14 protein-coding genes and 1 pseudogene are annotated in these 23,388 nt (G+C 51.7%); 14 read left to right on the top strand and 1 reads right to left on the bottom strand.

All coding sequences use genetic code 11. The features are described from left to right. Positions 1-19: 19 nt before the first annotated feature. Positions 20-1,561, bottom strand: a complete 1,542-nt coding sequence (locus BR86_RS0114095; protein WP_031474950.1) for a zinc ribbon domain-containing protein — start codon at positions 1,559-1,561, stop codon at positions 20-22. A gap of 297 nt (positions 1,562-1,858) precedes the next feature. Between BR86_RS0114095 and BR86_RS0114090 the strand changes: the two genes are divergently transcribed. The 14 genes and pseudogenes from BR86_RS0114090 to BR86_RS16715 form a co-directional block, all read left to right on the top strand. Continuing rightward, positions 1,859-3,148, top strand: a complete 1,290-nt coding sequence (locus BR86_RS0114090) for an aspartate aminotransferase type Ic (RefSeq protein ID WP_031474949.1) — start codon at positions 1,859-1,861, stop codon at positions 3,146-3,148. 413 nt (positions 3,149-3,561) lie between these two features. Continuing rightward, a complete protein-coding gene (locus tag BR86_RS0114085; RefSeq protein WP_031474947.1) occupies positions 3,562-6,186 on the top strand; it encodes a YfhO family protein in 2,625 nt (874 codons plus the stop codon). After that, a complete protein-coding gene (locus BR86_RS0114080; protein WP_031474945.1) occupies positions 6,173-6,697 on the top strand; it encodes an adenine phosphoribosyltransferase in 525 nt (174 codons plus the stop codon). Before BR86_RS0114085 ends, BR86_RS0114080 begins: the two co-directional genes overlap by 14 nt. Positions 6,698-6,850: 153 nt before the next feature. Continuing rightward, positions 6,851-9,169, top strand: a complete 2,319-nt coding sequence (locus BR86_RS0114075; RefSeq protein ID WP_031474943.1) for a RelA/SpoT family protein — start codon at positions 6,851-6,853, stop codon at positions 9,167-9,169. A 272-nt stretch (positions 9,170-9,441) separates the two neighbouring features. Continuing rightward, a complete protein-coding gene (locus BR86_RS0114070; protein WP_031474941.1) occupies positions 9,442-10,116 on the top strand; it encodes an MBL fold metallo-hydrolase in 675 nt (224 codons plus the stop codon). Continuing rightward, the gene (hemZ, locus tag BR86_RS0114065; protein WP_031474939.1) at positions 10,113-11,573 is read left to right on the top strand and encodes a coproporphyrinogen dehydrogenase HemZ; all 1,461 of its coding nucleotides are present in this window, start codon (positions 10,113-10,115) and stop codon (positions 11,571-11,573) included. The genes BR86_RS0114070 and hemZ overlap by 4 nt, the downstream gene beginning before the upstream one ends. 278 nt (positions 11,574-11,851) lie before the next feature. Continuing rightward, the gene (hisS, locus tag BR86_RS0114060; protein WP_031474937.1) at positions 11,852-13,114 is read left to right on the top strand and encodes a histidine--tRNA ligase; all 1,263 of its coding nucleotides are present in this window, start codon (positions 11,852-11,854) and stop codon (positions 13,112-13,114) included. 85 nt (positions 13,115-13,199) lie between these two features. After that, positions 13,200-15,005 (top strand): aspartate--tRNA ligase, encoded by a 1,806-nt coding sequence (gene aspS, locus BR86_RS0114055; protein WP_031474935.1) that lies wholly within the window; start codon positions 13,200-13,202, stop codon positions 15,003-15,005. Between the two features lie 395 nt (positions 15,006-15,400). Continuing rightward, positions 15,401-15,832, top strand: coding sequence for a large conductance mechanosensitive channel protein MscL (gene mscL, locus BR86_RS0114045; protein ID WP_051684837.1), 432 nt, complete (start codon positions 15,401-15,403; stop codon positions 15,830-15,832). Between the two features lie 292 nt (positions 15,833-16,124). After that, positions 16,125-16,802, top strand: coding sequence for a response regulator transcription factor (locus BR86_RS0114040; RefSeq protein WP_031474931.1), 678 nt, complete (start codon positions 16,125-16,127; stop codon positions 16,800-16,802). Between the two features lie 83 nt (positions 16,803-16,885). Next, positions 16,886-18,883, top strand: coding sequence for a sensor histidine kinase (locus BR86_RS15445; RefSeq protein ID WP_051684836.1), 1,998 nt, complete (start codon positions 16,886-16,888; stop codon positions 18,881-18,883). Positions 18,884-18,961: 78 nt separating this feature from the next. Further along, on the top strand, positions 18,962-20,128 hold the full coding sequence (locus BR86_RS0114030) for a THUMP domain-containing class I SAM-dependent RNA methyltransferase (RefSeq protein WP_031474927.1): 1,167 nt from the start codon (positions 18,962-18,964) through the stop codon (positions 20,126-20,128). Positions 20,129-20,487: 359 nt separating this feature from the next. Then, a complete protein-coding gene (locus BR86_RS0114020) occupies positions 20,488-22,164 on the top strand; it encodes an ABC transporter substrate-binding protein/permease (protein ID WP_031474925.1) in 1,677 nt (558 codons plus the stop codon). Continuing rightward, positions 22,157-22,873 (top strand): annotated as a pseudogene (locus BR86_RS16715) (amino acid ABC transporter ATP-binding protein); the annotation flags it as partial. The gene BR86_RS0114020 and the pseudogene BR86_RS16715, both read left to right, overlap by 8 nt. Positions 22,874-23,388 lie beyond the last annotated feature (515 nt).

Here is a 23,388-nt window from a genome sequence, read left to right as displayed (position 1 = left end):
AAAGATGAGGTAACGCTGCTTAGAACATTCCGCCGAAAGCAATCATTGCCAGCTCCTGAAGATTCGGATCGCTCATCATGAGCTGCTGGAAATCGTTGGAAAGTTCCATCACAAGATTCTGATAGTCTTCCTCGGTGTAGTTGGAGATATCAACCACATCGCCTTCCGGCTTCACTGCGGTGGAAGAGTTGGTTGCATTCAGGTTGATGGTCGCGCCCATTACCTTCACTTCATAATCGGTTGCGTTGTCTGCTTCCTTCACTTCGAGAGATACGCCCTCAGCATTGTAGGAACCATAGAAGAGACCCATTACAGACGGCTTGGAAGTGTCGACGTTGTTATAGTTGAGCTTGTAGTTGTTAAAGCTCATGGAACCGCTGCATACAGAACCGTTCTTGGTGAAGCTGTTGCAGAAGGCAAAATCATCTCCGAAGGTGATGCAGTCTGCCGTCTGAGCACCGTCCTCTGCAAAGGCCATCTCAAATGCGGAGGCATTCTTTGTCTCGACGCGGATGTAGCGTGCCTGCTTGTCATCGGCATATACGGTCCATTTCAGTTCAAGGTCGGTCAGGTTCTTGGAGGCATTGTCTCCGTTCTCTTTGACTTTGCTCAGGATCTCGTCATAGGTCGGCATCTGCGGATACGCCATCTTCTCGTATTCCTGATACTTTGTGTACCAGTCTTTGAGATCGGTGTCTTTCTCGAGCGTATCACCGAGCTTCTGCATCAGAGTCTTGTAATCCTCCTCAGTCGGAACAAAGGTGTACTTTGTGAAGGACTTGCCGTCCAGAGCATTCTTTGCGTCCTCGGAAGTGATCGCGGATACGGAGAAATCGAGCTTCTGATTTTTCTCAATGGTCAGGTTCTTGTCTGTCAGAACTCCGCGGATAAGATCGCCGTAGCGCTTTGCGATCTCTTTCTGCTTTTCTTCGCTGAGCTGGAGCTCATTGATATCGTCAAAGCTGATCGAGTCATCGTTATGGCCGGTCAGTTTCTTGGTCATTTCAACGAGATTGCCGCTGTAAACCTTGTTGTTCAGAGACGGGGAAGCCATGTCGATCTTCTTGCCGTCGGTGTAGAGAAGACCGGTCAGGACATCGGCGTTGTTGTAGCGGAATGCAACGTTCATAGTGCAGTTCTGCTTGTCTCCGTCCATTTTCATGATGAGCGCGGTCTTGTCGAGAACGTCGGACATCTGGCCTGCTCCAGGCATTTTTGCGGTCAGAGTGAGGTCGGTGGAGACCTTATCCTTCATCGGCTTATACATGGTCTCCAGCGGATCAAGATAAGCGGATTTGATTGCTGCAGCCTGAAGATCAATGAATTTATTGTTATTCGGCTTCAGGAAATTGCTGGCGAAAAATGCTGCAGCTCCGACTACGACAGCGCCGCCGATCACGATCGGAATCATTTTCCCGGTTTTCTTTGCCGGAACGTTCTCCTCGGCCGGAACACCGGAAGCGGCGGTTGAATTAGCTGCAGCGGTTTCGAATTTGTAACCGCAGGCGTCGCAGAATAAAGAGCCATCTTTCACTTCTGCACCACAATTCGGACATTTCATAAATTAATCCCCCAGACATAAAAAATTAAAAGATTTGATGTTTACATCGCACCTATCATATCACCGGGGGTCAGACCCGTCACCATAAGAATTCCTTACATTAATTGGTGCTTTCTGACAGAAAAGAAAGGAATCGGGAATGCGATTTAGGCGGTTTCGCATCGGAAAATTCCCTTGTACATGAAAAGTTTTAATGATAAAATTGAACATCATTGAAATGACAGAATTGACAGTTTTCTGTTACAATCGATGCCGTGCAGCCTGTTGACCAAGTGAATGACGCAGGAGGAATTAATAATGAAGCCATTCTCCGAGATGACGAAAGACGAACTCAAGGTGCTCCGCAAAGAGCTCAAGGTAAAGTATCATGAGTTTCAGGACAAGAACTTGCAGCTGAACATGTCGAGAGGAAAGCCATGTTCCGAGCAGCTCGATCTCTCCATGGGAATGATGGACGTCCTGAACAGCGAATGCGATCTGCGCAGCGATGATGGCAGCGACTGCCGGAATTACGGCGTTCTCGAAGGACTTCCGGAGGCGAAACAGCTGATCAGCGATATGATGGAAGTATCGCCGGAGCAGGTTATCATCTATGGAAACTCCAGTCTGAACGTGATGTACGATCAGATCTCCCGTTCGTTCACGCACGGCGTCATGGGCAATACCCCGTGGTGTAAACTCGACAAGGTGAAATGGCTCTGCGTGGTTCCGGGCTATGACCGTCATTTTGGCATCACCGAGTTCTTTGGCTTTGAGCTGATCAACATACCGATGCTTCCGGACGGTCCGGATATGGATATGGTTGAGATGTATGTCAACAATGATCCGGAAGTAAAGGGAATCTGGTGCGTTCCGAAGTATTCGAACCCGACCGGAAACTCTTACTCCGCGGAGGTGGTTGACCGTTTTGCCCATCTGAAACCGGCGGCACCGGACTTCAGAATCTACTGGGACAACGCTTACAGCATTCATCATCTGTATGACAATGATCATGATTTTGTGCCGGAGATCCTCAATGCATGTAAAAAGGCCGGCAATCCGGACATTGTCTACAAATTCAGCTCCACATCCAAGATCACGTTCCCGGGAAGCGGTATCGCTGCGATCGCGGCATCCCACAACAATCTGGATGATATCCGGAAGCAGCTGAAGGTTCAGACGATCGGCCACGATAAAGTAAACCAGCTTCGCCATGTGCGGTTCTTCGGCGATATCAAGGGCATGAATGAACACATGAGAAAACATGCGGACATCCTTCGGCCGAAGTTCGAGGCGGTTGAGGAGATTTTAGAGAGAGAGCTCGGAGGCCTCGGCATCGGTTCCTGGACAAAACCGAAGGGCGGATATTTCATCTCCTTCACCGGAATGGACGGCACGGCAAAGCGCATTGTTGCCCGCTGCAAGAAGTGCGGCGTGACCATGACGGATGCCGGCGCGACCTATCCGTATCACAAAGATCCGCACGACAGCAACATCCGTATCGCTCCGTCCTTCCCGTCTCTGGAAGAGCTGAAGAAGGCGGCGGAGATCTTTGCACTTTCCGCACGGATCACCACGATCGATGTCATGCTTGAAAATATGGAATAAATACAGAATAACAAAGAAACAGACTATCCTGCGCGCCGGAATTTTCCGGCGCGTTTTCAGATGTTGGAGCACTTGGCGATGCCGGTTTCGAGTTGAGTGCATATGATGGAAAATGATCCGGAGGCGCGCAAAGTCCGCAGGATCTCCTGAGGAATGAGGGATGGGGAAGTCAAAGTCCGCAGGGTTCCCTGAGAAATGAGGGGGAAGTCGAAGCCCTAATGGGCTCCCCTCCGGAGTGAGGGTACGGGAAGCCGAAGTCCGCTTGCGGACTTTACTCTTTATGTTATAATATCAGGGCGTTTGATCTTTATTTGCGGCGGCAGAGCAAAGGCCTTTTATGGGGGACCGGCGGCTGCCGCGGAACGACGGAAACTTGCCCTGAAACATGATAAAAAATGTCCAAGGAGGTTGACATGGACGAGGAACAGAAGACGGAGATCCGAAGCCGGAGGATGACCGGCGAGAAGAACGGCGTGCTCCGCTGGCTGAGAGATCTCTTCATCATTCCGGGAATGGAAGCGGAGGAAGGATATTTTGTCGCATTCTTTCTGCCGGTTCTGGTGATGCTGGTCACCTTCGTGAACCGCAGAATCTGGCCGTTTGGCGACAATCAGTTTCTGCGCACGGACCTGTATCATCAGTATGCGCCGTTTTTTTCCGAACTGCAGTATAAGCTCCAGCACGGAGGAAGTCTTCTCTACAGCTGGGATATCGGAATGGGCGTCAATTTCAGTGCCCTTTACGCGTATTATCTCGCGAGCCCGGTCAACTGGATCGTCGCGCTGATTCCAAAGGCACATCTGATCGAGTTTATCACGGCCCTGATCGTGCTGAAGATTGCCCTTTCCGGCGTGACCTTCACCTATTATCTGAACCATCATCTGGGGGCGCCGATGTTCGGCGCGGGGATCTTCGGCGTGTTTTATGCACTGTCGGGATATCAGGCGGCGTACAGCTGGAATATCATGTGGCTCGACTGCATCCTGATCTTTCCGCTGATTCTGCTCGGGCTGGAGCGCCTCGTATTTGAGGGTAAGGGACTCTTTTACGGTGTGACGCTGGGTTTCTCGATCCTTTCAAATTACTATATTTCGATCATGATCTGCCTGTTTATGATCGTGTATTTTGGCTGTCTTCTGATTCTGCGGGGGATGTGCCCGTGGAAGAAATTCTGGGCAACGATCGGCCGGTTTGTCTTCTATTCTCTTCTGGCCGGCGCGCTGGCGGCGGTGATGCTGTTTCCGGAGATTGCTGCGCTGCAGCGCACGGCGTCGGCGGACATGGATTTTCCGAAGACCTGGGAGACGTATTTCCCGATTTTTGATATGATCGCCCGACACATGTGCGGCGTTACGGTCGAGACGGGACTGGATCACTGGCCGAATGTTTTCTGCGGCACCGCGGTGTTCCTGATGGTGCCGATGTATTTCGCGAGCCGCCGGATCGATCGGAAGCAGAAGCTGGTCAATGGAGCGCTTCTGATCTTCTTTTATGCGAGCTTCTCGATCAACATGCTGAACTTTATCTGGCACGGTTTTCATTATCCGAACAGTCTTCCGTGCCGTCAGTCGTTCATCTACATTGCGCTTCTTCTGACCATGTGCTGCCGTGCCTATCAGAATCTGGATGAGCTGAGCGGACGGCGGATCGGGATGTTTCTTGCCGGAGGGATCGTGTTTGTACTGCTGGCAGAGAAGACGGTGACGGATGACGCATTTAAATTCCCGGTCTTCTACGCGGCGCTGGGGCTGCTCGGACTGTACGCGGCGCTCATGTATCTGTACGAAAAAAGAAGGTTTTCGGCAGAGGTAATGGCAGTGCTTCTCATCCTTGCGGCGTTCGGTGAGAATCTGGCGAACACGATGATCACCAGCGTGCCGACCACAAGCCGGGCATCCTACACGGCGGACAATGCCGGAATCCGGATGCTGACCGGGGAACGGCCGACCGATGTCGGTTTCTACCGCATTGACAAGAGGGATTATCGCACGAAAAATGACGGCGCATGGATGAATTTTCCGTCCCCGTCGCTGTTTTCGTCCATGACGGATGCCAATATGACGTCGCTGTTTTCCAAACTCGGATGTGAGGGTTCGGTCAATGCATACAGCACGCAGGGCGTGACTCCGCTGGTGAACAGTCTGTTTTCAATCCGTTATACCTTATACAACAGCGAACAGAATGACCCGAATCTCCACTTTATTCAGGAATCCGCGGGAATGTACCTGTATGAGAATCCGGATGTTCTCTCCGTCGGTTTTGTGATGCCGGAAGGCCTTGAGAAAGAGTGGAAACTGAGCGGCTCCATTGCCCCGGAGGTACAGAATCATCTGGCGGAGATCCTCGGATTTGATCCTCTGATGAACAGCGTGATCTCTCAGGAAAAATCCGGAATGCTGTCCTTTACGGCAGAGGAGTCGGGAACGTATTATATCCGTCTGAGCAACCGTTCCGTCAAAAAGGCGAAGCTGACCGTGAACGGACGGACCAGGACGTATGAAGATCTGCAGCGGGATTATCTGATTCCGGTAGGATATGTGAATGCGGGGCAGTATGTCTCTCTCGAATCCACCTCACCGGTCAATGAAGAGCCGCGCGGAACCGTCTACCGCTACGATTATGACGCGCTGAAGCAGGTCACGTCGGTGCTCGGAAAAGAACAGCTGGATGTCTCGGAGTGGAAGGACAGTTTTCTTTCGGGGACCGTCACGACGGCGAAGGGAGGGGATCTTCTTCTCTCCATTCCGTATGATAAAGGCTGGAGCGTGACTGTTGACGGAAAAAAGAGTATAATAAATGAGGCTTTTGGGTCGTTAAGTAAAGTGAAGCTTGATCCGGGCACACATACGATTGAACTCCGGTATATGCCGCAGGGACTCATCCCGGGCGCTGCGGTCAGCGGCGCAGCGGTACTGCTGGTGATACTGCTGGCTGTTTTCGGGCGAAGGAGAGACCGGAGAACCGCGCGGATATCAAAGGGTAATATTCACTCTGAGGAGTCAGAATTAGAAGGAGAACACATTGATGAAGAAGCTTGAAGAGTACGTCAGAAATATTCCGGATTTTCCGGAACCGGGCATCATTTTCCGTGATATCACGACGCTTATCAAGGATCCGGACGGACTGCAGATGTCGGTGGACGGACTCTGCGACATGCTGAAGGATGTTGATTTTGATATTGTAGTCGGCCCGGAGTCGCGGGGATTTATCTTTGGCGTTCCGGTCGCATATAAGATGCGTAAGGGATTTGTTCCGGTGAGAAAGAAGGGAAAACTTCCGTGGAAGACCGTGTCGGTCAGCTATGATCTGGAGTACGGAAGCGCGGAGCAGGAAATGCATGCGGACGCTATTATGCCCGGACAGAAGGTTGTCATTGTGGATGATCTGCTGGCGACGGGCGGAACCGTGGAAGCGATCAAAAAACTCGTGAGAAAAATGGGCGGCGAGGTTGTGAAGATGTGTTTTGTCATGGAACTGGCCGGCCTTGAGGGAAGAAAGAAAAACGAAGATACAGAGGTGGCTGCGCTCATTACCTATCCGGGAAAATAACGCAGAAAACCATTTGCTATGCCGGGGAGGAGATCCCCGGCATATTGCATTTTCAGCTGGTATTATTTATAATAGTAACATTACAATGCTTTAAACTTTTGATGAGGAAATGGTACCGTCCGATGCAGGACTTGGGGATAGGAGGCGCTTTGCATGGAGAATACGGAACAGACCACGAAAGTGGAAATGACGCCTGCAAAGGCGGAGCAGAAGATCGAACATCCTTCTGATTTCACAAGTCCGGAGGTCCTTTACGAGCAACTGATTGCTGCTATTCGAAGATATCATCCGTCGGATGATCTCAGCATGATCGAAAAGGCATACCGCATCGCTTTTGAAAATCATAAGGATCAGAAGAGAAAGTCCGGAGAACCTTACATTATTCACCCGATCTGTGTGGCGATTATTCTGGCGGATCTTGAGCTGGACAAGGAGACTCTGACCGCCGGTATTCTGCACGATGTGGTGGAAGACACTTCCATGACCTACGATCAGGTGAAGGACGAATTCGGCGTGGAAGTCGCGGAACTCGTGGACGGCGTCACCAAACTGACACAGATCTCCTGGCACAAGGATAAACTCGATATTCAGGCGGAGAATCTGAGGAAAATGTTCCTCGCGATGGCGAAGGATATCCGCGTTATTCTGATCAAACTGGCCGACCGTCTCCACAACATGAGAACGCTCCAGTACATGACGCCGGCAAAACAGCAGGAGAAGGCCAGAGAGACGATGGACATCTATGCTCCGATCGCCGACCGTCTCGGTATCAGCCGGATCAAGACGGAGCTCGATGATCTCTCGCTGCGGTATCTGGAACCGGAAAAATACAAAGAGCTGGAGGAGAAGGTCGCAAGCCGTAAAGGAAGCAGAGAGAGTTTTATCAACTCGATCATGCATGAAGTCTCCGAGGAGATGAAAAAGCAGGAGATCAGCTGCAAGGTTACCGGCCGCGTAAAGCATTTCTTCAGCATTTACAAAAAGATGGTCAATCAGAACAAGACGCTGGACCAGATCTACGATCTGTTCGCAATCCGTATTCTGGTGGACAATGTGAAAGACTGTTATGCGGCGCTGGGCGTTATCCATGAGATGTACAAACCGATTCCGGGCCGCTTCAAAGACTATATCGCGATGCCGAAGCCGAATATGTACCAGTCGCTTCACACGACCCTGATCAGCCGGACGGGCCAGCCCTTCGAGATCCAGATCCGCACGTATGAGATGCACCGCACCGCCGAATACGGTATCGCGGCGCACTGGAAATATAAGGAGAGCGGCGGAAGCCTCGAGAAGAACAACATCGACAACACCGAGGCGAAACTGTCCTGGCTGCGTCAGATCCTCGAGTGGCAGCAGGATATGTCCGACAACCACGAGTTCATGAACATGCTCAAGAGCGATCTTGACCTGTTCCAGGACAGCGTTTACTGTTTCACGCCCACCGGAGATGTCAAGAATCTCCCGAAGGGATCGACCCCCATCGACTTCGCGTATTCGATCCACAGCGCGGTCGGCAACAAGATGGTGGGCGCCCGCGTCAACGGACAGCAGGTTCCGATCAACTATGTGATTCAGAACGGCGACCGCATCGAGGTTGTCACGTCGCAGAACTCGAAGGGACCGAGCCGCGACTGGATGAATTTCGTGCGGAGCACGCAGGCGAGAAACAAGATCAACCAATGGTTCAAGTCCGAGCTTCGTGAGGATAATATCCAGCGGGGACGCGAACTTCTGGATCATTACTGTAAATCGAAGGGAATCGAGATCGGTTCGATCAACAAGCCGGAATATCAGGAAAAAGTGCTCCAGCGCTATTCCTACCGCGACTGGGAATCTGTTCTGGCTTCCGTCGGCCACGGGGGAATCAAGGAAGGTCAGGTCATCAACAAGATGGTCGAGGCCAAGAAGGCCATCGAGCGCAAGAATATCACCGATGAGACGATTTTGGATACAATTCAGGCCGACGGCAACAAGATCCCGATCACGCCGGTCAGAAGAAGCAAGGCAAAGACCGGAATTATCGTCAAGGGTCTCGGCGATCTGTCCGTGCGTTTTGCAAAATGCTGCAACCCGGTTCCGGGAGACGAGATCAAGGGATTTGTCACCAGAGGCCGCGGAATCACGATTCACCGGAGCGACTGCATCAACATCCTGAGCCTTCCGGAAGATGAGCGGGAGAGAATGACGGATGCCGAGTGGCAGGCACCGGAGGATACGAACGGTACCGAGAAATACACCACCGAGATCCGCATTTACGCGAACAACCGTGTCGGTATGTTTGTCGATATCTCCAAGGTGTTCAGCGAGCGCAATATCGATATCCAGAGCATGAATGTCAAGGTCAACAAGCAGGGGAAAGCGACGATCATCTGTTCCTTCGACATTCACAGCAAAGACGAACTGGCATCGATCGCAGAGAAACTCCGCCAGATCGAAGGCGTTCTCGACATTGTCCGGAGCGCCGGCTGACGAACGAGACGAAACACGCTTTGAGGGTTATTCTATTAAATTACCGCCCGGTTCCGGCTGTCTTCCGTGGGCATCCGGGCCGGGCGTTCCTGTGTCATGACAAAAGAAAACGTTTGAAAGAAAACTATCCGACTTTGGCAAGTGGCTCGGACAGACCGGCAAGCCGGCCTGCCTGAACCTGGAGGACAAAAGTTTGAAAGAAAACTTTCAAACTTTGATTGACGGTTCAAATAGACAAGCAAGCTTGTCTGCTTGAGCCTGGAGGACAAAATATGTTTATTCAGACCATCTGTGTCGGCAACATTGATACCAACTGCTATCTGGTGTCCGGTTTTAAGCCGGGAAACGGCCCGGTTCCGGGAATTCTGATCGATCCGGGTGCGGAAGCGGACCGGATCCTTCGCGAAATAGCAAAGAAAAATATGAAGATCGAGGCGATTCTTCTGACTCACGGACATTACGACCACACCGGCGCGATGGAAGAAGTACGGAGCGCGCTGAATGCAAAGGTATATGCCTGTGACAAAGAGAAGGCGGTTCTGGCCGATCCGGCGAAGAATCTTTCCGGCGATCTCTATGTCTTCGGACCGGGACGCGGAACAAGCTATGCCGCCGATGTGTGGGTAAAGGACGGGGATGTCCTGGAACTGGCGGGACTGAAACTGAAGGTCCTTCACACGCCGGGACACACGGAGGGAAGCTGCTGTTTTTACGAAGAGGCGGAAAAGGTTCTCTTCTGCGGAGACACTCTCTTTTACCGCTCCTGCGGACGCACGGATATGCCGACCGGAAGCATGCAGCAGATCGCGCATTCCGTATGCCAGATTCTCTTCAAACTGCCGGATGATGTGACCGCGTATCCGGGCCACATGAACGAGACGCAGATCGGATACGAAAAGATTTACAATGTGCTCGCGAAATATGCGAGCTGGGAGACAGATATATGATCACCATCCTTTTAAATGACAATTCTTTCGAGCAGGACATCCGCGAACTTCTGATGGCGTTCTTTCCGGGAGAGGATTTCTCTCATGAGGAGAAGGATGCGGCGGCATCTCATATCCTTGTAAAGGGAACGCAGGGCGACGGGACTTTTCTGCTGGAAGTGAGCGAGCAGGCCGCGGGAAAAACGGTCCGGAAGGAAAATGCGGAATTCGCGGTTGACCGCTCGGTGCGGAAACTCGCGAAAGACGAGATCAAGCGGCGGCTTTACCGGATTCTTCATGCTATCACCGGAACGGAGCTTCCCTGGGGAACGCTCACCGGCATCCGTCCGACGAAGATTGCCCTGACCATGCTGGAAGAGGGAAAGACGGAGGATGAGATCCGGGACTACATGCATACCGTGTATTTCACCGGAGAAGAGAAGACGGAACTTGCCATCGAAGTGGCGTCGCGGGAGAAAAAACTTCTCTCCGCTCTGGATTACGAGAACGGATACAGCCTTTACGTCGGCATTCCCTTCTGTCCGACGACCTGCCTTTACTGTTCCTTTACGTCCTTTCCGATCGGCGTCTGGCAGAAAAAGCTGGACAGCTATTTCGAGGCGCTGTTCAAAGAACTTCATTATGTGGCGGAGAAGATGAAAGGCAGACCGCTGGAAACCGTCTATTTCGGCGGCGGCACGCCGACCTCACTGGACGCGGAGCATCTGGACCGTCTGATCACGGAAGTGAAGACAACATTTCCCATGGACCGGGTGCAGGAGTTCACGGTGGAAGCGGGACGGCCGGATTCCATCACGGAAGAGAAACTCCGCGTGCTGAAAAAACACGGGATCACCCGCATTTCCATCAACCCGCAGACCATGAATCAGGAGACGCTGAAGCTCATCGGCCGCCACCACACGGTGGACGAGGTGATTGAGAAATTCCGCATCGCGCGGGAACTCGGCATGGACAACATCAACATGGATATCATCGTCGGTCTTCCGGGGGAGGATATGGAGCAGGTGCAGACGACCCTCTCCAAAATCCGGGAACTGGCGCCGGACAGCCTGACGGTGCACTCGCTGGCCATCAAGCGTGCGGCCCGGCTCAATACCATGAAGGATCAGTATAAGGATTACAGGATCACGAATACCGGCGAGATGATCGACGAGACCCGGAAGACGGCGAAGGAGATGGGACTTGTTCCGTATTATCTCTACCGTCAGAAGAACATGGCGGGAAATTTTGAAAATGTCGGCTATGCGGCACCGGGAAAAGAGTGCCTTTACAACATCCTGATTATGGAGGAAAAGCAGACGATCATGGCCTGCGGAGCGGGCACGACAACCAAGTTCCTGATCCCGGCTGAAAACCGCCACGAGCGGGCCGAAAACTGCAAAGACGTGCAGCAGTACATCGACCGCGTGGATGAGATGATCGGGCGAAAAGAACAGCTTTTTGGGATGATCGGTTGATTGTTCCAAAACGCACAGGCGTAAAAATTCACAAAAAAGCAGAGAATCTTAGAAAATCCGTGACAGAACCCGTGACAGAATCCGGGACAGAGCCTGTGACGGGACTCACGACAGAATCAGTAACAGAGCCCGTGACAGAATCCGGACGGCAGAGAGAGGCCGTAAACCGGAGCGGGGAGCGCGGCGCGTACAGGGAAACATTTACTTGAAAATAGCGACAATTCCGCTATACTTAAATTTGTGAAATTTTTCGCCGAGAGCAATCGAAGGAGGATACCATGGCTTTAAAGAAGAAACCGGTTACCGGCATGAAAGACATTCTGCCGGCAGAGATGGAGATCAGAGACTACGTTCTGGGCATTATCAAAGATACATACCGCGAGTACGGCTACTCGACCATCGAGACACCGTGCGTTGAACATATTGAGAACCTTACCAGCAAGCAGGGCGGAGACAACGAGAAGCTGATCTTCAAGATCATGAAGAGAGGCGATAAGCTCCAGAGTGCTCTGGATGAGAACAAATGGGATGAAATCGCGGATTCCGGTCTTCGCTATGACCTGACCCTTCCGCTGTGCAGATACTACTCCAACAACGCGGCTTCCCTTCCGCAGCCGTTCAAGGCACTGCAGGTCGGAAGCGTATGGCGCGCGGACCGTCCGCAGAAGGGACGTTTCCGTCAGTTCGTACAGTGCGATATCGATGTTCTGGGCGATCCGACCAATCAGGTTGAGATCGAGTCGATCCTTGCGATCACCAAGACGCTCAAGAGAATCCTTCCGGACAACAAGCTCACCGTCCGTGTCAATGACCGTGCCATCCTCAAGGGAATGGCGGATTACTGCGGCTTCCCGGAAGACAGGACCATGGATGTCTTCATCACGCTGGATAAGATGGACAAGATCGGGCTGGACGGCGTAAAACAGGAGCTTCTGGACAATGGATACGCGCAGGATTCGGTCGACAGGTATGTGGATCTTCTCGGCTCCATCAAAAACACTCCGGACGGCGTCCGTGAGCTCGGCGAGAGAATCGCTTCCGCTATGGATCCGGCCAAAGCCGCAAATCTGGCGGAGATCATGGAGACGGCAAAGGCAGTCACCACGCTCGATTTCAATCTTGAGTTTGACCCGACCCTCGTCCGCGGTATGGGATATTACACCGGAACCATTTTTGAGGTTTCCATGGAAGGCTTCGGCGGATCCGTATCCGGCGGCGGCCGTTACGATCAGCTTGTCGGAAAATTCACCGGCCAGGACACCCCGGCCTGCGGCATTTCCATCGGATTCGAGCGCATCATCACGATCCTGATGGATCAGGGCTTCAAAGTTCCGGAGAAGAAAGTGGCAAAGGCTTTCCTTTACGAGAAGGGACTGGACGCGGCGCAGTTCCGCAAAGTCATCGCGGCAGCCGAGGAAGAGCGCGGCAAGGGCCACAAGGTAGCGCTTGCAATGATGGCGAAGAACAAGAAATTCCAGAAGGATCAGTTCGTGGAGAACGGATTCGGGGAGTTTGTCGAGTTCTATAAGAAGGATCTGTAAAAAGGTTCTTCGAAAGAAGAGCAGACAGCGGGGGATCCCGCTGCTCGAGAATAGATTGTATTTCATGATTTAGGAGGAACATATCATGGCAGAATCGATGGCCGGACTGCATCGCACACATCGGTGCACCGAGCTGAGTGAGGCAAATATCGGCGAAAACGTCACCGTTATGGGCTGGGTTCAGAGAAGCAGAAATAAAGGAAGCATCATTTTCACGGATCTCAGAGACCGCTCCGGTATTCTTCAGATCGTTTTCGAGGAAGAAAACTGCGGAAATGAGTATTATGAGAAGGCGGGGAAACTTCATGCGGAATACGTCATCGCCGTTGAGGGTGAGGTAAGAGCACGTTCCGCAGTGAACGACAAGATCCCGACCGGACACATTGAGATCGTGGCGAAGACCCTTCGCATTCTTGCCGAGGCAGAGACCCCGCCGTTCCCGATCGAGGAGAACTCCAAGACAAGAGAGGATCTTCGCTTCAAATACAGATATCTGGACCTCAGAAGACCGGATATCCAGAGAAATCTGATGACCCGATCCAAGATTGCGAACGTGGCGAGAAACTTCTTCGCGGAGGAAGGTTTCCTCGAGGTGGAGACCCCGACGCTGATCAAGTCCACACCGGAAGGCGCGAGAGACTATCTGGTTCCGAGCCGTATGCACCCGGGCAATTTCTATGCTCTTCCGCAGTCTCCGCAGCTTTTAAAGCAGCTTCTGATGGTAGCGGGCTATGACCGTTACTTCCAGATCGCACGCTGCTACCGTGACGAGGATCTCCGCGCGGACCGTCAGCCGGAGTTCACACAGGTCGATATGGAGCTTTCCTTCGTGGACGTGGAAGACGTTATCGATGTCAATGAGCGTTTTCTGAAGAAGCTCTTTAAGGAAGTAAAGGGCATCGACATTCCGACTCCGATCCAGAGAATGACCTGGAAAGAGTGTATGGAGCGTTTCGGCTCCGATAAACCGGATATCCGTTTTGGCATGGAGCTGAAGAACGTTTCCGATGTTGTAAAAGACTCCGAATTTGTGGTGTTCAAGAGCGCGCTTGAGGCCGGCGGCAGTGTCCGCGGTATCAATGTCGAGGGTCAGGGCGAGATGCCGAGAAAGAAGATCGACGCTCTCGTAGAGTTCGCAAAGGGCAACGGCGCAAAGGGTCTTGCATGGCTGGCACTGAAGGAAGACGGCACAACCAAGTCTTCTTTCGCGAAGTTCCTGACACCGGAGATCGAGAAGGCCCTGATCGAGGCCATGGGCGCGAAAGCCGGAGACCTTCTTCTGTTTGCGGCTGACCGCAACAAGATCGTATTCCAGGTGCTCGGCGCACTCCGTCTGGAGATGGCGCGTCAGCTCGAATTGACCAGAAAAGACGACTATCGTTTCCTTTGGGTAACCGAGTTCCCGCTGTTGGAGTGGTCCGACGAGGAGGAGCGCTTTGTCGCGATGCATCATCCGTTTACGATGCCGATGGAGGAAGACCTGGACAAGATTGATACCGATCCGGGTGCAGTCCGCGCAAAGGCTTACGATATCACCCTGAACGGAAATGAGATCGGCGGTGGTTCCGTCCGTATCCATCAGGGACACATTCAGGAGAAGATGCTGGAAGTTCTGGGATTCACCAAGGAGAAGGCTCAGGAGCAGTTCGGCTTCCTGCTTGACGCGTTCAAGTACGGAGTACCGCCGCACGCCGGCCTTGCCTACGGACTGGACCGTCTGGTCATGCTGATGGTGGAAGCGGATTCCATCCGCGATGTCATCGCGTTCCCGAAGGTTAAGGATGCGTCCTGCCTGATGATGGAGGCTCCGTCCGAAGTTGACGTAAAGCAGCTCGATGAGCTCGGCATTGCCGTTAAGCCGCAGGATGAGACCGCAGAGGATGCGGAATAAACCGCGGAAAACTGTGGGAAGGACAAAGTACAGAATAACGCGATGCCGATAGATTGCGGAAAAAAGCGATGCTGACAAAGCGCGGAATATCGTAACGCGGAACAAAAACCGAATCGAAAGAATGATCGGATGTTTTGAACCATGAAACATCATACGGACTCCCCCGGGGGCGAAGGAATCGTGGATTCCCTCTCCTTTGGGGGAGTTTTGTGTTTGTCGAAAATTTACATAAAAAACTGTATGTAAGAATGAATTTGATATATAATATCTGTGTTGAAGGAAAATTTTTGTTTTTTTCACAGGAAAGTGTTCCGCATTTCCTATGAAAAAACGCTCCGCGATCATATGAGACAGAACGCAGTTTTCCGTGAAATCGAATTTGGGGAGGTATGAGAATGGCAGAGGGAAAAAAGGGATTTATGAAGGAGTTTGGTGAGTTTGTCGCACGCGGCAATGTGATGAACATGGCTGTCGGCGTGATCATTGGCGGCGCGTTCTCCAATATCACAAAATCGCTGACGGATGATATCATTTCCCCGATCCTTGGTCTTTTCGGGGGAGCAAACTTCGATCAGTACGTTCTTCCGCTTTCCGGTGAGGCGGTAATCAGTTACGGTAAGTTTATCACGGCGGTGATCAATTTCCTGATCATGGCGTTTGTGGTATTCTGGCTGGTCAAGATTGTGAACCGGATTGTGGAATCGACCAAAAAGAAGGAAGAAGAGGCTCCGGCGGCGCCTACTACAAAGATCTGCCCGTTCTGCAAGACAGAGATTCCGCTTGAGGCAACCAGATGCCCGCACTGCACCTCCGAGCTTTCGGAATAATGCTGTTTTTATCATTTGCTCTGCACCGGTCGATGAATCCTAAGGGATAATCGGCCGGATTTTTGTTCTGTCCGGAAACCCATCTAAAATATTCCGTTTCCGAAATAACCTATGACAAAAACTTCATGTATGTGCTCCGCACATACATCGGAAGGAAGCAGACTATGTAGTTTCTGTGAACCGTATGGAATTCGGGGCGGTCCTTTGCTATGATGTGATCACAGCGAACATTTACAGAGTCGGAAAGCCGGAGTCGGCGGATCCGGCAGATGAGAATAGAGAGGTGACCGTTATGGATAAACCGAAAATTTTGATTGTTGACGATGAGGCCCGCATGCGAAAGCTGGTCGGAGACTTTTTGACACTGAAAGATTTCACGGTCGTGGAAGCGGAAGACGGCGAACAGGCAGTAGAGATCTTCTTTGACCAGAAGGATATCCAGCTGATCATTTTGGATGTCATGATGCCGAGAATGGACGGTTGGGATGTTCTGCGGACGATCCGCAAATACTCGCAGGTGCCGGTTATCATGCTGACAGCACGCACGGAAGAAAACGATGAACTGAACGGATTTGGACTCGGAGCGGATGAGTACATCGCAAAGCCGTTCAGCCCGAAGATTCTGGTGGCCCGCGTGGAGGCGATCCTTCGGCGGAGCGGAAGCGGAACTTCGGATGTGATCGAGGTCGGCGGCATCAACATCGATAAGTCCGCTCATCTGGTTCGCGTGGAAGGCGAAGTGGTGGATCTGAGCTTTAAAGAATTTGAGCTTCTCACGTATTTTGTGGAAAATCAGGGTCAGGCACTCTCCCGGGAGAAGATCCTGAACAATGTCTGGAATTATGACTACTATGGGGACGCGCGAACGATCGATACCCATGTGAAGAAGCTTCGCAGTAAACTTGGCCCGGACGGCGACTACATAAAGACCGTCTGGGGGATGGGATATAAGTTCCTTCCGGAACACTGATCCGTTTACGGCTCCTTTCGGAGACGATCCGGAGGGATTCCCGGAAAAATCTTGCCTGAAAGGGAGATGCGAGGACATTTTCTATGAAAAATACAGTAAATCCGAGATCGCTGCGGTTTCGCGTGACATTGATCTTTGTGGCCGTTACCGTCGTGCTGTTTGGGTCGGTTCTGGCTGCAAATACCTGGTTTCTGGAGGGATATTACCGGAATTATAAGGTTCAGGTCCTGAAAGACGCATATGAGGAAATCAATGCCGTCGTTCAGAGCGCTGTGGAGAGAGAACAGAATTCGGCCGGAAGCGGTGGGAAAGATCAGGCGGCGGAAATGGAAAGCTTGCCGGAGCCGGGAGACGGGGTGACCCTGATTACGGGAGATGATGCGCGCGGACCCTTCGAAAAAAAGCCGCTGAACCAGCTTCCGGATGACGACAGAACGGTGAAAATGCCGGAGCAGAGCGGAAACCATCGGAATCCGACGGCCGCGGAGGATGAGCAGGATGCGGCCGGGACAGCAGATGAGCAGAAAACGGCCGGCGCGGCGGAGGAACAGAAAACAGCCGGGACATCGGAACGGCAGGCGACCGCGGGGGCAGCACAGCAGCAGGCGGCTGACGGGAGAACAGATGAACAGGCAACCGCGGGGGCAGCACAGCAGCAGGCGGCTGACGGGAGAACCGATGAGCAGACGACCGCCGGAACAGAGGAACAGGAGAGGCCGGAGGATCCGGATGACGATTTCAGTATTGCGACCGATCCGACGGTGGCGGAAACGGTGCGCCGTCTGCGTGACACCTCCGGCATTTCGATTGTGATCTACGACAGCCTTCGGAACGAGACGCTTCTCACATCCACGGCGGATGCGAGAAAACTCCGCGACCGTGTCCAGCGCTACATCATCGGCCAGTATCCGAAGGACCTGGATGTTCTGTATGAGGAGGATAACTATAAGATCCAGACGGCGTTCGATGCCTTTTCGAAAACCAAATCGCTGGAGAGCTGGGGATTTTTTACGGATAATGGAACCGTCTTCATCATGGCGATCCCGCTGGACTCCATTCGTGAGTCGTCCGTCATTTCCAACCGATTCCTGTTGCGGGTCGGCCTGATCGTGATCATTGTCGGCAGTATCCTGATCTATCTGATCACCCGCAGGATCACGGAACCGTTGGCGGATCTTTCGAAATTGTCCGAGCGTATGTCGAAACTTGATTTTACGGCAAAATATCAGGATCGGAAAAATGCGGCGGCGGAGGTGACGACGCTCGGAAAGAATATGAATGTTCTTTCCGATCGGCTGAGCCGTACGATTGAGGAACTGAAGGGAGCCAATGAACAGCTCCAGAAAGATATTGAAGAAAAAGAGAAGATCGATGAACTCCGAAAAGAGTTTATCGCGAATGTCTCCCACGAGCTGAAGACACCGATCGCCCTGATTCAGGGATATGCGGAAGGACTGGTCGAGGGAATGGCGGAAGACCCGGAAAACCGTGATTATTACTGCGGTGTGATCATGGACGAGGCAAACAAGATGAATAAGATGGTCCGTCAGCTCCTGACACTGACGGCACTCGAGTTCGGACGGGAGCGCTCGGAATTCCATAATTTTGATCTGAATGATGTCGTCCGCGGCGTGATCGGCGCAAACCAGATCCGACTGAAAGAAAAGAACCTGAAGGTGGATTTTGAGGCGGAAGGGACGGAGATGGTATGCGCGGATGAATTCCAGATTGAACAGGTGATCACGAACTATCTGAACAATGCGGTGAACCACGTGGAGGGCGAGAGGGTGATCTCGATCCGGACCGAAGAGGACGCGGAGCGCGGCATTGTCCGGACGACCGTATACAATTCCGGAAAGAATATTCCGCAGGAGGAACTCGGAAAGCTGTGGCAGAAGTTCTATAAGGTAGACAAGGCGCGGACCCGCGCGTACGGCGGAAGCGGAATCGGACTTTCGATTGTGAAGGCGATCATGGATGCGCACCATCAGGCGTACGGCGTCTCGAATACGGAAGACGGTGTGGAATTCTGGTTTGAACTGAAAATGGCCGAGATTGACACGTTTTGCGGAACACGCTAATATTATAGTCCAGGTTATAATTCAGGAAAAAGACGTTGACGTTATCCGGCGGGATACTGTCTTAGACGGGAGAAAACAGTGACAAAATTTGAACTTCTGGCACCGTGCCATTTCGGACTTGAGTCCGTGCTGAAACGTGAGATCACGGATCTCGGATATGAGATCGTGGAAGTCGAGAACGGAAGAGTAACGTTCCGCGGGGATGCGTCGGCGATCGCCCGCGCCAACATTTTCCTTCGGACCGCAGAGCGCGTGCTGCTGAAGGTGGGCGACTTTTATGCAAATACATTCGATGAGCTTTTTGAGGAGACCAGGGCAATTCCGTGGGAGGAGTATCTTCCGCAGGATGCGAAATGCTGGGTGAAGAAAGCGTCCTCCATCAACAGTAAGCTCTTTTCCACCTCGGATATTCAGAGGATCATGAAACGGGCGCTGGCAAATCACATGCAGGATGTCTATCACATGGACCGCATGCCGGAGACCGGCGCCGAGTTCCCGTTGCGCGTGTTTTTTATGAAAGACCGATGCGTGGTCGGCATCGATACGAGCGGCGATTCCCTTCATAAGAGAGGATACCGCCTGATGCAGGGAGCGGCTCCGATCACGGAGACATTGGCGGCAGCCCTGATTCTTCTTACGCCGTGGCATCCGGACCGGATCCTGGTGGACCCGTTCTGCGGATCGGGCACGTTCCTGATCGAGGCGGCGATGATCGCGGCCGGAATCGCACCGGGGATGAACCGGTCGTTTCTGTCGGAAAACTGGAACCATCTGATTCCGAAAAAGTGCTGGTACGATGCGATCGATGAGGCACAGGATCAGGTAAAAGAGGATGTCGAATGTGACATTCAGGGCTACGACATTGACCCGGATATCATCAAAGTGGCGAGAGAGAACGCCGAGAGAGCGGGCGTGGATCACCTGATTCACTTCCAGCAGAGACCGGTGGCGAACCTGAGCCATCCGAAGAAATACGGATTTATCATCACCAACCCGCCGTACGGCGAGCGCCTGGAGGAGAAGAGAGACCTTCCGGCGATCTACCGCGCGCTTGGTGAGCGGTTCCGTAATCTGGACGACTGGTCCATGTTTATGATTACGTCCTACGAGAAGGCGGAGAAAGATATCGGACGCAAGGCGGACAAAAATCGGAAGATTTACAATGGAATGATGAAGACTTACTTCTATTCCTTTATGGGAAAGAAACCGCCGAAGAGAAAAAAAGAGATTTCCTGTGAACCATAAAAATGATCGGCGAGGATGCACACGCCGCTGACCGGCCCGGGGATCCGAAAGAGGAATCAATCAATTTCAGAGAAGACATGATTCAGCAGAAATCGAGCAGAGGAACCGTCCCTGCTCGATTTTTGTTTTTGCGAGGCTAATTCGCCAAAACCCACGCTTACGTGAGGCCCTGGCGACTGCCGCGAAACGCTTGAAATTCGCGAAGCGTGTTTCGACTCGTTGATTTGTCATACAAACATATTGTAATATATAAAAAAAGAGGGAAAAATATAAAAAACAATGCAATAATCAGTCAATATGGCGGCGCGATCGGTGAGACTGCTGAAAAAGTCGACTCGATTTGAGAAGGAGGTTACGGTATGGGGAACTCCATGGATCATAGCGGGAAAAAGGGGATAATGTTTCTTGTGATGCTTTTTATTCTGTTTCTTATGCCCTTCGCAGGTCGGACCGTCTTTGCTGCGGGGCAGGAAGGAGAAAACGAAGAAGTCCGGACATCGGAGGCGATCGGCTGGAAGGATTACAACGGGAAAGGCACCGGCGCTTCCAATGAAAAGGAACTTTCTCCTGAAATTGTGCCGGGCGGCGGGGTATACGGGAAATTAGCGGAACTGAAAGGAAAAAAGGTAGGAGTTCAGACCGGAACCTATTTTGATACGCTTGCCGCAGAAACGATAGGGGAAGTGGATATCACTTATTTTTCCACTCTGGCTGATCTTACCGTGGCATTAAAAACAGGAAAGATCGACGCTTTTATTGTGGAAGAGCCAAGCATCCGGGATGTCATGAAGGAAGATAACATGCTTACCTATATTCCCGAATACCTTGAAGAGATGCAGTATGGCGTGGTATTTCCCAAAAATGACAGGGGAATGTCTTTAAAACAGGAGTTTGACGCCTACCTCTTAAAGAAAAAAGAGGACGGAAGTTTAAGAGAGATCAGCGATATCTGGTTTTCTGATGATGAGTCCATAAAGGTTGGAGAGGATTACTCCTCCCTTCCGGCTGAAAAGGGAATGCTGAGCGTTGCGAGCGAGGTGGCTTATCCGCCTTTTGAATATATGAAAGACGGTCGTGCGGTCGGTTTTGATATCGATATCGTAGCGAAGTTCTGTAAGGAATACGGTTATGGTCTTTCTGTTGTGAATATGGATTTTAACGGGGTGCTTCCTGCGGTTCAAAGCGGTAAATGTGATCTGGCGGTCTCGGCAGTCACGATCACGGAGGAGAGAGCGGAGAGCGTGTATTTCAGCGAGCCCTATTATGACAGCAGAACGATCGCCGTTGTTCTCCGGAAAGATCCGGTTGCGGATGCTTCCTTCCTTTCAAAGATTATCTCAAGTTTTGAAAAGACCTTCATCCGGGAGAACCGTTATCAATTGTTTCTGGAAGGGATCCTGACCACGGTCGTGATAACCGTCGCTTCCATCCTGCTTGGTACGATTTTAGGTTTTCTGGTGTATATGCTCTGCAGAAACGGAGGGGTTATTCCGAACAGAGCGGCGGACTTTTTTGTATGGCTGATACAGGGGATGCCGGTGGTCGTGCTTTTGATGATTCTTTATTATGTCATTTTTGCAAAATCCTCCATTGACGGCGCAGTTGTATCGGTCATCGCATTTACCCTAGTCTTTGGAGTTGCAGTATTCGGAATGCTGAAAATGGGCGTGGGAGCAGTGGACGTCGGGCAGAAGGAAGCTGCGTATGCCCTCGGGTTCAGTGATATGAGGACGTTCTTTCGGATCATTTTGCCTCAGGCCATCCCGCATTTTCTGCCTTCCTACAAGGCTGAGGTGATATCTCTGATCAAAGCGACTGCGGTAGTTGGATATATCGCTGTTCAGGATCTCACGAAGATGGGAGATATCGTTCGGGGACGCACCTATGAAGCGTTCTTCCCGCTGATTGCGGTCGCCATTATCTATTTTATTCTGGGCGGTATACTTACGGCGGCTGTAAGCCGGATCGAGATCAGCACGAACCCGAAAAAACGAAGCGAGGCAGAAATTTTAAAGGGGGTAAAGACAGATGATTGAGATCAGAAGCATTACCAAACAATTTCAAACGGCCACTCCTCTGAAAGATCTGTCGGTGACCATTCATCGGGGAGATGTGATCTCGGTGATCGGACCGTCGGGTACGGGAAAATCGACTCTGATCCGATGCATCAATCTGCTGGATCCGCCGACCTCCGGACAGATCCTGTTTGAAGGGGAGGATATAACCGCTAAGGGCTATGATATAAAAAAAGCAAGACAGAAGATCGGCATGGTATTTCAGTCCTTCAATCTGTTCGGACATCTTACGGTGATCGAGAACCTGATGCTGGCGCCCATGGAGCTGAAAGGGAAAAGCCGTCAGGAGGCTTATGACAAAGCCATGGAACTTCTTCAGAGAGTGGGACTCAGGGAAAAGGCGCTTCGTTATCCGGACGAACTGTCGGGCGGACAAAAGCAGAGGGTGGCGATTGCAAGGTGTTTGTGCATGGATCCCGATGTCATTTTGCTGGACGAGCCTACCAGCGCGCTTGATCCGGCCATGGTCTCTGAGGTGCAGGCGGTCATCCGGGATCTGTCAAAAAGCGGAAAGACGATGATGATCGTTACCCATGAGATGAATTTTGCCAGGGCCATATCAAACCGGGTGTTCTATATGGATCAGGGAGGAATCTACGAGGAGGGAACTCCGGAAGAGATTTTTGATAACCCGAAGAAAGAGCGGACCAGACGGTTTATTAAGAGACTTAAGGTCTTTGAAAAAGTGATTGACGGCCGTGATTATGACTTTATCGGTTTCCATGCCGAGCTGGACAAATATCTGATGCAGAATGATGTCAAACCGGCATTGAAATACCGCATTCGCCTTTCCTTGGAGGAACTTTTGCAGCAGATTCTTTTCCCGGAATTTGAAAAACCGGATATCCATGTAGAGGTAGAGTATGCGGCTCATGATGAAAAGTGCCGGATTGCTGTTACATACCGGGGGAAAGCGTTTGATATCAACAATACGGAAAATGAACTGTCGCTCGCGATGTTAAAGAGTACGGCAGAGAATATGGCATACTCGTATTGCGACGATCCGGAAAAGACCAACCGGTTGGAGATTGATATCAGGGGCGGTTTCGAAAAAATAACTGGCGGAGGGGTGACCTTCGGAAGCATTCTCAAAAACACGTGACGGAAGAATTAAAGTGGGGTAAAATGAAAAAAATGCAGGGAAAACCATAGGGATATCCACTTGTCGTCACGAAGAGAAAAAAG

Source organism: [Clostridium] aminophilum DSM 10710 (assembly GCF_000711825.1).
Lineage (GTDB): Bacteria > Bacillota > Clostridia > Lachnospirales > Lachnospiraceae > Clostridium_R > Clostridium_R aminophilum.
This window is presented reverse-complemented; position numbering and strand designations above follow the sequence as displayed.

What these genes read in the sequence shown, in the direction of transcription:
- BR86_RS0114085 (WP_031474947.1), top strand. Translation starts at nt 3,562, where the DNA reads ATGGACGAGGAACAGAAGACGGAGATCCGAAGCCGGAGGATGACCGGC.
- BR86_RS0114095 (WP_031474950.1), bottom strand. Translation starts at nt 1,561, where the DNA reads ATGAAATGTCCGAATTGTGGTGCAGAAGTGAAAGATGGCTCTTTATTC.
- BR86_RS0114070 (WP_031474941.1), top strand. Translation starts at nt 9,442, where the DNA reads ATGTTTATTCAGACCATCTGTGTCGGCAACATTGATACCAACTGCTAT.
- BR86_RS0114080 (WP_031474945.1), top strand. Translation starts at nt 6,173, where the DNA reads ATGAAGAAGCTTGAAGAGTACGTCAGAAATATTCCGGATTTTCCGGAA.
- BR86_RS0114020 (WP_031474925.1), top strand. Translation starts at nt 20,488, where the DNA reads ATGGGGAACTCCATGGATCATAGCGGGAAAAAGGGGATAATGTTTCTT.
- BR86_RS0114090 (WP_031474949.1), top strand. Translation starts at nt 1,859, where the DNA reads ATGAAGCCATTCTCCGAGATGACGAAAGACGAACTCAAGGTGCTCCGC.
- aspS (WP_031474935.1), top strand. Translation starts at nt 13,200, where the DNA reads ATGGCAGAATCGATGGCCGGACTGCATCGCACACATCGGTGCACCGAG.
- BR86_RS0114040 (WP_031474931.1), top strand. Translation starts at nt 16,125, where the DNA reads ATGGATAAACCGAAAATTTTGATTGTTGACGATGAGGCCCGCATGCGA.
- mscL (WP_051684837.1), top strand. Translation starts at nt 15,401, where the DNA reads ATGGCAGAGGGAAAAAAGGGATTTATGAAGGAGTTTGGTGAGTTTGTC.
- BR86_RS15445 (WP_051684836.1), top strand. Translation starts at nt 16,886, where the DNA reads ATGAAAAATACAGTAAATCCGAGATCGCTGCGGTTTCGCGTGACATTG.
- hemZ (WP_031474939.1), top strand. Translation starts at nt 10,113, where the DNA reads ATGATCACCATCCTTTTAAATGACAATTCTTTCGAGCAGGACATCCGC.
- hisS (WP_031474937.1), top strand. Translation starts at nt 11,852, where the DNA reads ATGGCTTTAAAGAAGAAACCGGTTACCGGCATGAAAGACATTCTGCCG.
- BR86_RS0114075 (WP_031474943.1), top strand. Translation starts at nt 6,851, where the DNA reads ATGGAGAATACGGAACAGACCACGAAAGTGGAAATGACGCCTGCAAAG.